At 57.3% G+C, this 12899-nt stretch carries 10 protein-coding genes and 2 pseudogenes; 10 read left to right on the top strand and 2 right to left on the bottom strand.

Annotated elements, in window-relative coordinates; genetic code table 11:
• Positions 1–14: 14 nt before the first annotated feature.
• The 4 genes and pseudogenes from AC0V7N_RS39580 to AC0V7N_RS39565 all read left to right on the top strand — a co-directional run bounded on the left by AC0V7N_RS39580 (position 15) and on the right by AC0V7N_RS39565 (position 3262).
• Positions 15–961: pseudogene (locus AC0V7N_RS39580) on the top strand (IS630 family transposase).
• A gap of 60 nt (positions 962–1021) precedes the next feature.
• Positions 1022–1360, top strand: coding sequence for a hypothetical protein (locus AC0V7N_RS39575; RefSeq protein WP_496628660.1), 339 nt, complete (start codon positions 1022–1024; stop codon positions 1358–1360).
• A 137-nt stretch (positions 1361–1497) separates the two neighbouring features.
• The gene (locus tag AC0V7N_RS39570) at positions 1498–2343 is read left to right on the top strand and encodes an IclR family transcriptional regulator domain-containing protein (protein ID WP_496628659.1); all 846 of its coding nucleotides are present in this window, start codon (positions 1498–1500) and stop codon (positions 2341–2343) included.
• Between the two features lie 67 nt (positions 2344–2410).
• Entirely contained in the window at positions 2411–3262 is an 852-nt protein-coding gene (locus AC0V7N_RS39565; protein WP_496628658.1) for a TIM barrel protein, read from the top strand.
• Between the two features lie 393 nt (positions 3263–3655).
• Here AC0V7N_RS39565 and AC0V7N_RS39560 read toward each other — a convergent pair whose 3' ends face one another.
• Both AC0V7N_RS39560 and AC0V7N_RS39555 read right to left on the bottom strand, forming a co-directional pair.
• Entirely contained in the window at positions 3656–4318 is a 663-nt protein-coding gene (locus tag AC0V7N_RS39560; protein WP_496628657.1) for a shikimate dehydrogenase family protein, read from the bottom strand.
• Complete coding sequence (locus AC0V7N_RS39555) at positions 4312–6285, bottom strand: FG-GAP-like repeat-containing protein (RefSeq protein ID WP_496628656.1); 1974 nt, start codon at positions 6283–6285, stop codon at positions 4312–4314. The genes AC0V7N_RS39560 and AC0V7N_RS39555 overlap by 7 nt, the downstream gene beginning before the upstream one ends.
• An 80-nt stretch (positions 6286–6365) precedes the next feature.
• On the opposite strand from AC0V7N_RS39555, the gene AC0V7N_RS39550 reads away from it, so the two are divergent.
• From AC0V7N_RS39550 to AC0V7N_RS39525, 6 genes and pseudogenes are all read left to right on the top strand, one after another.
• The gene (locus AC0V7N_RS39550) at positions 6366–7298 is read left to right on the top strand and encodes a dihydrodipicolinate synthase family protein (protein WP_496628655.1); all 933 of its coding nucleotides are present in this window, start codon (positions 6366–6368) and stop codon (positions 7296–7298) included.
• A 108-nt stretch (positions 7299–7406) separates the two neighbouring features.
• The gene (locus tag AC0V7N_RS39545; protein WP_496628654.1) at positions 7407–8291 is read left to right on the top strand and encodes a PfkB family carbohydrate kinase; all 885 of its coding nucleotides are present in this window, start codon (positions 7407–7409) and stop codon (positions 8289–8291) included.
• Between the two features lie 79 nt (positions 8292–8370).
• Positions 8371–9057, top strand: coding sequence for a LysE family translocator (locus AC0V7N_RS39540; protein WP_496628653.1), 687 nt, complete (start codon positions 8371–8373; stop codon positions 9055–9057).
• A gap of 311 nt (positions 9058–9368) precedes the next feature.
• On the top strand, positions 9369–10376 hold the full coding sequence (locus AC0V7N_RS39535) for a Gfo/Idh/MocA family protein (protein WP_496628652.1): 1008 nt from the start codon (positions 9369–9371) through the stop codon (positions 10374–10376).
• A gap of 54 nt (positions 10377–10430) precedes the next feature.
• Positions 10431–11776 (top strand): annotated as a pseudogene (locus AC0V7N_RS39530) (aspartate aminotransferase family protein).
• A gap of 223 nt (positions 11777–11999) precedes the next feature.
• A complete protein-coding gene (locus tag AC0V7N_RS39525) occupies positions 12000–12797 on the top strand; it encodes an IclR family transcriptional regulator domain-containing protein (protein ID WP_496628651.1) in 798 nt (265 codons plus the stop codon).
• Positions 12798–12899 lie beyond the last annotated feature (102 nt).

Raw genomic sequence — 12899 nt, 5'->3', positions numbered from 1 at the left:
GCAGGGAGATGACGATGACACGCAGCTTGAGTGCGGACCTTCGCGGTCGGGTGATTTTGGCGATATCGGAGGGTGTTTCGATGCGAGAGGCAGCACGCCGGTTCCGGATCGGGATTGCTACGGCGGGGAACTGGTATCGCCGCTATCGCGAGACGGGTTAGATGGCGGCACGCAAGCAGGGCCAACCGTCGCGCTCGAAGCTTGATCCTCACGAAGCCTTCATCCTCGGCCTGATCGAGGAGACGCCCGACATCACTCTGGCGGAGATTGCCGAGAGGCTGGCGGCCGGGCATGGCGTGCGCGTGGTTCCTTCGACGATCTGGATGTTTCTCGACAGGCGCTGCGTCACGTTTAAAAAAAGACGGCGCATGCCAGCGAACAACAGCGCCCCGACGTCAAGGCGCGCCGTTGCGCCTGGTTCGACGGCCAGCCCGATCTCGACCCCGAGAAGCTGATCTTCATTGATGAGACTGCCGCCTCCACCAAGATGGCGCGGCTGCGCGGGCGGGCCAAACGTGGCGAACGCTGCCGTGCGCCGGTTCCTCATGGTCATTGGAAGACCACGACCTTCACCGCTGGACTGCGGCTGAACGGCCTGACCGCACCGATGCTGCTCGACGGGCCGATGAACGGCGCCGCCTTCCTGGCCTATGCCGAACAGGTGCTCGCACCTGAACTTTCTCCCGGCGACATCGTCGTCATGGACAACCTGCCGGCTCACAAGATCACCGGCGTTCGCGAGGCCATCCAAAGGACCGGCGCACGGCTTCTGTTGCTGCCGCCCTATTCGCCCGACTTCAATCCGATCGAGATGGCGTTCTCGAAGCTCAAGGCCCTACTCAGAAAAGCAGCTGCCCGCTCCATCGATCAACTCTGGTCCGTCATCGCCGACTGCCTCGACGCCTTCAAACCGGCCGAATGCCGAAACTACTTCGAGGCAGCCGGATATGACCCGGTGTAAGTCGAATCTGCTCTAGACTGCCGGCTAGTGGAATTGTTTCAGTCGCCGACGCCGCACCTGTTGGCAGACAACCTTGGCAATGGCGGTGTCGTGTTAGGAATGGCTAACGCTTCGTGGCTGGAGCATAATCTCCTCGAGATCGCTATCGAGTTGACCGTGGATAATGTAACCGTACTCGAAGGGCACGGCGGGCATCCCGTAGGGGACCCATTTGATGTCGTTGTGGCACTCGCCAATCATCTCGCTCATCGCCGAAAAGTCTTGGAACCAGGTCAATTTGGCATGACTGGTTCCTATACGGGCGTGCATAAAGTCGAAGCCGGGCAACACTTAGTTGCGACTTTCGCCGACTTCGGAAGTGCGGCCCTCAACGTCGCCACTGCACAAAACGATTACTGAATAGACCGGGACGTGACGAAGATTGGGGCAGATTGCAGATCTGACGCAAACTCGTCCGGCGGGACGGGATTTTCGTGCTGGAAACGTATTCCATTTTGGAAACAACTCATTTATGTTGCAAAAAACGGAGAGGCCAAGTGACTGTCGCAGCTGTGTCGAGATGTCTGACGCTGTTGGAGCTACTTGCGGGCGAACGTGAGCCTGTGGAATTATCAGATCTTGCTGATCGGCTCGACATGCCTGCCAGCGCGGTCCACAGGCTCATTGCGACGCTGATGCACCACGGGTGGGTCATCCAAGACGACGCCAGCCAGAAATATGCGCTGTCGCTGCGAATGAGCACCCTGGCCTTCCGGAATCTGGATGCCCGCAACGTACCGGATGTAGTCCAATCGGTCTTGACCAGGTTGGCTGCGGAAACACGGGAATATTGCCGTCTTGCTATTTTGGAAGGTCGTGACTTGGTCTGGGTCGCCAGGGCACAAGGTGCCGTCACTGGGTTACGGTACGATCCCGATATGGGGCAGGAAATAGTGCTGCATGCAACTGCTAATGGTAAGGCTTGGCTTTCCACATTGCCGGAGGAAGAGGCCTTGGAGCTCGTCTACTCCCGCGGGTTTGGAGCAAGGCGCAAACTCGGGCCGAACTCTGCGCGCTCGGTCGACGAGTTAAGGGTCCGGCTCGAGGAAACGCGGAAACGGGGGTTCGCCACCTCCTTGGAAGAAGCTGAAACCGGGACGGCCGCGGTCGCCGTACCATTCCGCGCCAGTTCTGACTCGCATGCACCAGTTGCTGGTACAATATCAGTCGCGGGCCCTCTTATCCGCATTACACCCGATCGCTGGCCAGAATTAGCGGACGCGCTAAATCGAGCGGCGACAGAACTCAGCCACATCTGGCCGCTTCGAAGCCGTCAGCGGACGATGACACCGCTAACTATCACAGCTGGCGCAGGAGTAGCCAAGAGAGCGCAGTCCGCGTGACAGTATAACCAGCATCGATCGAGACCGTTTCCACCGTTCGGCGACCACAGAAACTGAAGGTTGGCAGATGACGGCTATCATGTTCAATCATGCCACGGTCCGCGAACGCGCCGACATGCTGAGCTTTCTACGGCTGACCGCGGAGCGAGGCATCGATACCGTTTCCATCTGGGGAGACGAGATAACGAAGGTTGGGGAGGCACCTGCTCTGGCAGCATTGCGTGACTACGGTATAAAAGTTTCGGGATACAATCGTATTGGCCCCTTTCTGCCGGAGTACTTGGGCCGCGCCGAAGCGGAGCTGGAAAGGGCCGCGCGGTTCGGCGCCGACCATGCATTCCTATTCACCGGGGGGCTCGCAGAAGGGGAGCGCGGGCTAGTGGCAGCACGGCGGCGGGCAGAAGATCAGATCGGTCGGCTACTGGAAATGGCCAGGCGCATAGGGGTCAAGCTCGCTATAGAGGCCTTGCATCCAATGCTTGCCGGCGACCGCACCGTAATCACAAGTCTAACGTCTGCCAACGATCTGTGCGAGGCTTTTGGGCCTGGAATCGGCGTGGTCGTGGATGTCTACCATCTTTGGTGGGACGAGCGACTGGAAGCAGAGATTATGCGCGCTGGCCAAGCTGGGCGGCTTCTTGGCTTTCACGTCAATGACTGGCTGCTGCCAACCCGCCATCTCTTGACCGATCGCGGAATGATGGGAGATGGCATCGTTGACCTGCCAGCCATAGAAGGCATGATGCGGCGAGCGGGGTTTCGCGGTGCGATAGAGATTGAGATTTTTTCAACGGATTGGTGGGCCCGTGATCCGGCAGAAGTAATGGATATCGCCATCGCGCGTTGCCGGCATATTTTTGGCGAAAAAGTGGTGGAAGCAAGCTCTAATCAGCGCCAAGTCATGCTCCAGTCGCCTTAGGACTGATGGTCACCTTAACGGGTCCTCTCATTCGATGCGCTCTTTGAAGAGTCGATCAAGTTTGCGGAGAAGTCAAGCCACGCCTGTACATCTCAACCCTGCCGCCGACAACCGAGCGGGCAGGCCCATCGCTTCGAACCCGGTGAATGCGGATCTGGTGCTGCCATCAAAGCGTTGCACGCTTTGCAATAATGGGGATCCGCCGCGCTTCGAAGGAGATGCGCGGCGGTTGAACGCAGGACCCGATTTAACCCCAAATCTCGCAGATGTGTTCGGCGATCAGCCCTACCTGCCCTCTGATCATGTGGATGCCCGAATGGGTCTCAACACCCCGGACCTCAGCTTCCGCCAACAGCCGCGTCGTCTCTGGCTGTGCGATGACCTCTGCCATCGTCATACCTGGTTGCAGGAGGTCGGGTCCAGCGGCAATGCATCAGTTTCCTTGAGGCCAAGTGAAGTAGCGTTGATGACGAGCTGCCCAGCCGCGGGTTTCGCGGGACCCGCTCTGGCTACAGTGTGCCCGAATTCAGCATTCACTGTCTCCGCCAATGTCTCCGCTTTCTCGAGAGTGCGGTTGGAGACTGTGATGCTGTTCGCCCCCGCTTCGACCAGTGCGAATGCAATCGCCACGGCGGCTCCTCCCGCCCCTAGGATCAGCACATCACGATTCTCCATCGCGATGCTATTGGCCTGAAGTCCGCGAACGAAACCTTTCCCGTCAAATTGGTAGCCACGAAAGCTGCCGTCCCGCTCACGCCGCACGACATTGACCGCCCCCACGCGTTTTACTAGGGGATCGAGGCTATCGCAAAGCTCGAGAGCGGTCTGCTTATGGGGCAAAGTTATGCCGAATCCTACGAGGTTTGGTATAACTTTTAATCCGGCCCAGATCGTGCCAAGCTCCCGTACTGGGACCTGGAGTGGTACACACGCAATATCGGCGCCACGTGAGCTAAAGATCGCATTGATCGTGGCAGGGGTTTTCGCCTGCGCGATCGGATCTCCGATTATGCCCATCAATCGCGTGGTGCCTTTGATCTGGCAGCAGTTCACCATGAGAGTTCCTCACGCTTAAGCCAAACGATGCTGCCGTCTTCGATGCCGACGATGAGATCGAGGGCACCACGACCAGCCCAGTCTACTGCTTCGGGGGATGCGACATGCATGGCCATGGCGATGGTTTCATCTCGGAACTTGAACGGGATCGGCAAGGCAAAGCGCGGCTCTTCAGGCGTGCCGACATTGCGTGAATAGAACAGGCCGGCCTGCTTGGTCGTATTTCGCGGCGCGCCCGTCTTCGGATCCGGCGGAACACAGGCGCGGGCATGGGTGCCGAAGATCAGGTCCGTGCGCCCGGTGCCTTCCCAGTCACAGAAGCAAAGCTTCACGCGGCCGCGGCCACCGCCGACATCGACGGTGAATCGCATCGGGTCGCCATTTGCCCAACGAACATTGCGCTTGTCCACGAGTTTTGTATCGGAAGCGCGCTTCCAGTCGCTTAAAATGCCTTCTTCGTCCAAAGCAAGATAATGAAGCTCCCCGTCCTTGAGCCAATCCACGACTGCCGGACGCACGCGCCAGACGGTCTTCAGAGGCTTGCCCTTGTAGGTCAGAAATTCTTCCTCGGCAAAGCGCGGCGGCAACGCCTTCTCGCCGGTATTGCGGAAAAGCCGATGACGGCCGGTGACGTCACTGACAAGAAGGTCCATGTGTCCGGAGCCTGTCCAATCCGCGATCGTCGGGCAGGAATAGCCGAACATCTTTTCCGATGGCCCCTGAATGGAGCCGGTAAGTCCGGCGGCAAGCCGAATCGGCCTTCCATCAGCCGTCAGCATAATCTCCTTATCCAAGTAAATCGTGCCGTTCTCCTCCCGGCTTTGGTAGAAAAGCAGCTCGCCGGTGCTGTTGCCGACAACGAGGTCGAAATGGCCGTCGCCACTGAAGTCATACGCTGCCGGGCTCGGTAATACGCCGGCGTGGATCAGCGGCTTGGTTGTTTCCACGCGTCCACGCTTCTCGAAACGCGGAAGGCCATCTTCCCTATTGCCACAGTTCTTGAGATACGTGACGTAACCATCCTCGGCGCCGAGGAGAATGTCTTCGCGGCCATCGCCGTCCCAGTCGACCACACAAGGCAGATGGATGCATTGATCGAGCTCGAGGACCGTATCGTCGGGAGTGCGAAGCAGGCTGGTCGGCTCAAATTCTCCGTCTTCGCGCTGGCGCGCAATATGCAGAATGTTCCAGAACTCGCCGGCGATTAGGCTGTGGCGCGGTCCGCCAAAGCGGCCAAAGGCCGGCGCAAGCTGGCCGTAGACTTCCAGCGGAGTTTCACCCGAGATGAGAGGGCAGCCACGCTCCAGCACCGGGTGGGCCAACGTGCCCTTGTTCTTAAAGGCGTAGAGGAAGCCGCGTAGCGGTCCGCCGAGCCAACGCCCGGCGTCGTCATAGCCGCGGTAGCCTTCGTCATTCCATTCCAGCCCGTTGGGCCAGTAGTCGTCCCAATTGTCGCTGCCGACGATCAGCTCAGGGATGCCGTCCCCGTCGATATCGTGGAAGCGGGCCATGTGGAAATATTCGTTGCCCTTGACCCAGTCCGCCTCAAGATCGAGGCGCAGAGGCTCGCCGAATTGCGGCGCTCCTTTCTCGCCGATATTCGGGAAAACAAAGATCTGCTTCCGCATACGAGAGGCAGATATGAGATGAAAAATGTCGCCATCCTTCACGGCAGTTACGTATCCTCGGACGCGTTCAATAAGCTCTTCCTCGCCGAGAATTGGCGTGCCATCCGGGTTCGTTCCGATTTGGCGCCGAAGAAATACGCGTCCATCGTAACAAGCGTCCCAAGCGGAAAGAAGCAGGTCGCGCGTGCCTGTCCCACTCCAGTCTACAACTTCGACACAGCTGATGATGCGCCCGGCAACTGCCGCTGACGTCACTTGGGGATGATACCTCAGCGCCTCAGAGCCATAGTCTGGGCCGTGCCACACGATCGCATCGTCCTCCCATCTTTTGACGCTCACACTTTTCTCCTTGTTCAGATCATTACTGGAATGCTATTCTAAAACGAAATGCGATTTCAAATCCAGCTAAAAGAGCCCCAATGACAAAAAATGCCCATGGGATCGTACCGGTCATGCTCACGCCCTTTACCGCCGACAATTGCGTTGACTGGGAAGGGTTGGAGCGACTGGTGGAATGGTACGTTCAGGGCGGTGCCGACGCTCTCTTCGCCGTCTGCCAGTCAAGCGAAATGCAAAAACTGTCGCTTGATGAGCGAATTGCGCTATCGAAGAGAGTAGTATCGCTAGCCGACGGACGCGTGCCGGTGATAGCGTCCGGACACATCAGCGATCGCCCCGACGACCAGCGCACCGAACTGATGGCAATGGCGGACACCGGTATCGACGCGTTGGTGCTTGTCACCAATCGACTAGACATCGGCAATAATGGAACAGAGGCCTTCCGGCACGGTCTCGGTGCCGTTTTGAGTTGGATGCCAAGTGATTTGGCACTAGGACTTTACGAATGCCCTGCACCCTATCGCAGGCTGCTGACTGACGAGGAATTCAAAGAATGCCGCGATACGGGGCGTTTCGTCACTCTTAAGGATGTCTCTTGCGACCTTGAAACGATCCGGCGCCGTGTTGCGCTGTCAGGAGACTCGGGATTTGCGGTAGTCAATGCCAATGCTGCGATTGCAGCGGCCGCGATGCGCGAGGGCTCCAAGGGTTTCGCTGGCGTCTTTACGAACATCCATCCCGATCTCTATGCCTGGCTGTATCGCCACGCTGCCGACGGGACCGATTTGCGCCGCGAGTTGGAGATATTTCTGGCGCTGTCAGCAATGGCCGAGCCAATGGGCTATCCTGGCCTTGCCAAGGTTTATCATACCCGCCTCGGGACTTTCTCGAGCGCCCACTCGCGCGTCACCGATTACAACATAGCTGAGCGTCACTGGGCAGTAATGAGTCTGCTTGATCACATCCATGCAGGGACAGAACGCTTCCGACAAAAGATAGCTGAACGCGAGTAGTGGGAGGTCGCATCGGGCTGTGCTTTGGCGACGTGATCTGCGGAAGCCGATGCACGGACTGGAGGGCACCATGTGCAAACTAGCGGTTTTCGCCGACGGAGGGAACTTATGATAGTCACATTCGGTTCTATCAATGCCGATCTCATATTCGCCGTTGAAGATATGCCTCAACCGGGCCAGACGCTTCTCGCAAAGCAGTTTCGGACCGAAGCAGGTGGCAAGGGAGCCAATCAGGCCATCGCTGCTTCGCGCGACGGCGCCACGGTTGTCATGGTAGGGGCGGTCGGCAAGGATGCGATGGCCGACGTCGCTATGCAGAACTTGATCCACTCAGTTGATGTGAGCCGAATAGCTCGTGTGTCCGAGCCGACTGGTTGTGCATCCATCTTAATCGACGGCCAAGGCCGCACCATGATCGCAGTTGCTATTGGCGCCAATCTTGTTGCGTGCTCCGACGTGCTGGACGACGGCCTCATTGGTAAAGCAAGCTCCGTCCTCATGCAGATGGAGAATGACACCGAGCAGATTGAGCGGCTCATTCGACGCGTCAAACATGTGGGCGGCCGGTCGATTCTCAACCTCGCGCCAGCATTTCCGCTGGATCGTCGGTCGCTGTCGAACTGCGATTTGATAGTCGTCAATGAGGACGAGGCAGAAGTGCTGGCAGGTTGGCTGGGCTGCGAGCCATCGGTTGAAGATTTGTCCAGGTGCTTGAATACTGGGGTGCTGCGGACACTTGGTGGCGATGGAGCGGAAATTTTTGCCGACGGGGAAAAGATTTCTGTTGCTGCAGTACCGGTCGAAGTCAACGACACCACAGCAGCCGGCGACTGTTTCGTAGGTGTCCTTGCCTCAGCACTAGATCGCGGCTTGTCACTTAAGGCTGCCGTCAGTCGAGCTGTAACTGCAGCAGGCTTATCATGTTCGCGCAGGGGCAGCCAGTCGAGTATCCCTTTTGCGGCGGAGACAGATCGATGGCTTCTGCTGGCCTAATGCGAAGGTCGCAAAAAGGTATCCTGCACCCTATTTGTTATCCCGGAAATCACGTCTCTCGTGGACCGTGGAGACCATCATGAGTTATGCTTCGTTCCTTTCGGCACTACTAGTGCTTCTGCTGGCGCCTGGTCCGACGAACACATTGATTGCGCTTGCGGCAGCCCAGAAAGGATTCCGCCGTGTGCTGCGTCTCCTCCCTTCAGAGTTGCTTGGATACCTTACGACAGTCTTGCCGCTCGCCTGGCTAGGCGCTTGGCTGTTTGAGCGCTGGCCTGCCGCCGGGGTCACATTAAAAGGGGCGGCCGCAATCTGGGTGATGTATCTCTCTGTGAGACTCTGGGGAGTGCGACTTGAGGGAAGGGGAAAGACCGAGGTAACGGCGCTGCGGGTCTATATGACCACCCTCCTCAATCCCAAGGCCTTGATCTTCGGTCTTGTCCTTCTGCCCATACCAGTGGACGCGGAGTTCCTGCCCAAACTAGGACTATTATGTCTTTCCGCAACCGCCGTCGCTCTTATATGGGGTTTGGCCGGAGCGCTGACGCAGATTGGCGATGCGGGAGGAACTCGCCTGCGTATTGCGCAACGCATTGCTTCGATATGGCTGGCTGTGGTCTCGTTTACGCTTCTTGCCTCTTTGCTCGGGAACCTGAGCGACGAGGCCGGTCTGATCGTCAATTCGGCGTCCTGTGCAGGGATGCGCTACCGCCAAAATGCCCGCTCTCCAGTTTGGCACCTGTATCGACACTGCGGCGTACTTTAGCCCAATATTGTTCGGTTAATGTCCCGAGGCCGAACTCTCAAGCTGGAGATAGCTCTCAGCGGAAAATCGGTGCCGAAAGCCCTTTGAAGGCGTCCGTGAACGCTCGATCTTTCTCGGGAACCAAAATGGACTATCTGCAGCCATCTTTGAACTGCTTCGTTGACAATACGGCCGATACCTCATAAATAGAACAATGTTCGCCTATTAGGACTTGGCCGACTCCGGGCCCCCTGGGAGACCGCTAGATCTATCGTGCTGTTTGGAGGCGAAAACCTCAAGCCAAGCGACTATTCGGGACAGAAGGAGTACCTGTGAAAAAAGTTGCATTGATCGACACAGCGCATTGGCACGTCCCGCTCTACCTCGATGCGTTGGAGAAATCTGGCGTCGAAATGGTAGGCGTCTCCGATCCGACGGAGACCACCGGGCCTGCCCTCGCTCGAAAATTTAAAACGACATGCTTTGCAAGCTGCGAAGAGCTTCTTGCGCACGAGCGCCCTGAATTGGCGTTCGTCTTCGGCAGGCACATCGACATGCCGAGAACAGCCAATCTGCTGCTCGACCGCGGCATCCCATTCGCAATGGAAAAGCCCTGCGGGATTAGGGCGGCAGATGTTCAACAGTTGGCTGAGAAGGCGGCTCATAAGCAATCATTCGTAGCGATACCTTTTATCTTCCGCCTAAGTGACACAATGAAGGTCATCCAAGATGGATATGCTCCAGTCAGGCTCGACCACGCCAGCTTCAGGTTCGTTGCCGGACCGCCAAGCCGCTATCTGCGAGCAGGCAATCCTTGGATGCTGGAGCGCGACATCGCAGGCGGGGGGCCATTGATCAACATTGGTGTACACATGGTCGACCTGTTCCGAACTTTAAGTGGCAGCAAAATCGTGGCCGTGTCAGCTTTTGCCACATCTCACATGAACAAATTGTCGATCGAAGATTTCATTACCGTCACACTTCAATGTGCATCCGGGGCGATAGGCACAATCGAGTGTGGGTACACCTTCCCCAGCGCTCCTGGCCGGCAACGTGAGTTTACGTTCTCTGTTCGTGCCGGCGATCGCTTCTTGCGCTCCGTTGACAAGGGCATCGAAGTTATCAGGGACGGAGTGAATGGAATTCAGCACGAATTTGTGCCTGCTCAGTTCGAAACCGACTTGTACTACGCCGATTTTGTTCAACACGTGCTCAAGGCGCTGCAGGATGACAGCCCAGCCATTGCAGATTTCCGGGACGCAGCAGCCGTACTGGAGCTGGTCGAAGCTGCTTACAGGTCGGCGTCTGAAGGGGGTCGGACAATCCACCTATCGCACTAAGTTCGCGAAATGCGGGGTGCGTTTTCCCAATCACAACAAGTCAAGGAGAGCTTTATGAGTAGCGTCTTCCATCGAATTCCCAAACGCCATCTTCCTATCGCTGTCAAAGGCGAGGGTATGTTCATATTTGACAAAGACGGGAAGCGATATATCGACGGCTACGCTGGCGGTGCCTGCGTCTCTTGCCTTGGTCACAGCCAGGAATCGGTTATTGAGGCCGTCCGGGATCAGATCGGGAAAATGGCCTTCTTCCACTCCGCTATGTTCACGTCGGAACCAATGGAGGAACTTGCGTCCATTCTGACGACCGATGCTCCGGAGGGCCTAACCCGCGTATTTTTCACTAACAGTGGTTCCGAGGCGGTTGAAACAGCCGTCATGATGGCTCGACAATATTTCGTGGAGATTGGTCAGCCGCGGCGAAAGAAGTTATCGGCCGCCGGGCTAGCTATCACGGCGCCGGCCTGACGGGACTTGGCATTGGCTACCAGGTAGCGCGCCGCACACCCTTCGAAGAGATCCTTTCGAGCGTATTTCATATTTCGCCCTGCTACGAATACAGGGGGCGATTGGAAAGCGAAACGCCGGAGCAATACGGATTGCGTGCAGCAAATGAATTGGAACAGGCAATCCTGGGACTTGGTCCCGACACGGTAATGGCCTTTGTCGCGGAAACGGTTACTGGCACAACCAACGGTGCCACTCCACCAGTTCCTGGCTATTTCAAGCGGATTCGCGAGATCTGTGACAAGTACGGTGTTCTGCTTATTTTGGACGAGGTTTTCTGTGGCTTAGGCCGAACCGGCACCCTGCATGCCTGCGAGCAGGATGGCGTTGCTCCTGACTTCCTGACATTTGCCAAGGGTATCGCTGCTGGTTACCAACCGATTGGTGCGACGATGGTCAACCAGAAAATCTACGATGCCATCGTCTCCGGTTCAGGTACCTTCAAAGGCGGATACACGTACTCCGGTCACGCGACCGCATGTGCGGCCGCAATTGCAGTGCAGAAGTTCCTGCGGGCCCCTGGCTTTCTCGACCAAGTGAAGGCAATGGGGAATGTGCTCGCGCAGCGGCTGCAAGCCAGGTTTGCTCAACATCCGCATGTTGGCGACATACGTGGTCGCGGTATGTTGATGACTGTAGAACTCGTCGAAGATAGGAGCACAAAAGCTCCTTTCGCAGCCTCGCACGGCTTAAGTTCAAGGATCTACCAAAATGCCCAGGCTAGGGGTCTGATTACACACGCGCTGAGTGGAACGATTGACGGCTATGTCGGGGACCACGTTGTCATTTGCCCCCCCTTGATCGCGAACGGTGAGCATATTGAAACAATCGTAGGATTGCTGGGCGAATCCATCGACGCGGCCCTTGTGGAGATGCACGCAAAAGCAGCGTAGCTTCAAAAGCTAAAATAGTATCGACCGCTCAGCGTCGCGTGGTAACACGCGACGCGAGCAACATCCAATTCGGGGCAAAGGTCTGGCCAATTTATGACCATCGGACGGGCCAATACTCCCTAAAAGTTGCGCTTCGCAGATTCCGGACGAGGTTGCCCTGCCCCATCCTTCTGCTATTAAGGTTGCTCCAGGCATCGAGATTGGCCGTCTCTGAAAGGCAATCGTGGCAAACGTTTCACCGACCGAGCGTACTCTTGATATCATCGAACTGCTCGCGGACCATCCAGAAGGTCTTGCGATTAGCGATATAGCGAGACGCCTCAAACTTCCAAAAAGCATCGCCCACAGGCTCCTTTCAATTCTTGTCGATCGAAACTTCGCCATTCAGGAGGCCGTCACGCAGCATTATCGCTTGGCGATCCGGACAGCTGCTTTGGGACTTCGTTTTTTCGGCAATATCGGCCTCAACGAGATTTGCCAGCCGATCCTCAACAGATTGGCACAGCGCACGGGCGAGTTCGTTCGTGTTTGCGCGGCCGAAAACGGTGAGCTTGTATGGATCGCCAGTGCTCAGGGAAGCTCAGAGGGCCTCCGGTACGACCCCACGATGGAGGCGGGACCCGCGCTCCACGCAACAGCTAATGGTCGCGCTTGGTTGTCTACTTTGGATGATGTAGATGCCTTGGTGCACGTACGTCGGCGGGGATTTATTCTCCCGCGCCACTATGCGCGTTCCCTGGTTGCCAATGAGAAAGAACTTTCGGACGAGCTGAAGCGGATCCGAGAATGTGGCTACGCGATCTCTGCGGATGAGAGTGTGATCGGCATCGCGGCGCTTGCAGCACCTATTCCTGATCGGGAGGATGGACCCGCGCTGGGCTGTGTTAGTGTCGCCGGGCCGTCAGTGCGGATGCCTTCATCTCGCTTGGAGGCAGTCGCACCAGATCTGCTCGCTGCGGCAAGGGAATTGAGTGAGACCTGGCCTATACCGCATCGAAGCTGGCGACCGTCCTCAGCCTGATGTAGGTAATGGCATTGGGTTCGCCGCGCTCTCCCGCTAGCCTGGGCTGATCAATCAGCGCGCTACGACCGTCAGGCCTATTATCGGATCATCGATCATCTG

The sequence above is a fragment of the Mesorhizobium kamtschaticum genome (assembly GCF_056174585.1).
This window is presented reverse-complemented; position numbering and strand designations above follow the sequence as displayed.

Excerpts from the sequence above, each read along its gene's own strand:
- AC0V7N_RS39565 (WP_496628658.1), top strand. The coding sequence starts at position 2,411 with ATGACGGCTATCATGTTCAATCATGCCACGGTCCGCGAACGCGCCGAC.
- AC0V7N_RS39560 (WP_496628657.1), bottom strand. The coding sequence starts at position 4,318 with ATGGTGAACTGCTGCCAGATCAAAGGCACCACGCGATTGATGGGCATA.
- AC0V7N_RS39550 (WP_496628655.1), top strand. The coding sequence starts at position 6,366 with ATGACAAAAAATGCCCATGGGATCGTACCGGTCATGCTCACGCCCTTT.
- AC0V7N_RS39545 (WP_496628654.1), top strand. The coding sequence starts at position 7,407 with ATGATAGTCACATTCGGTTCTATCAATGCCGATCTCATATTCGCCGTT.
- AC0V7N_RS39540 (WP_496628653.1), top strand. The coding sequence starts at position 8,371 with ATGAGTTATGCTTCGTTCCTTTCGGCACTACTAGTGCTTCTGCTGGCG.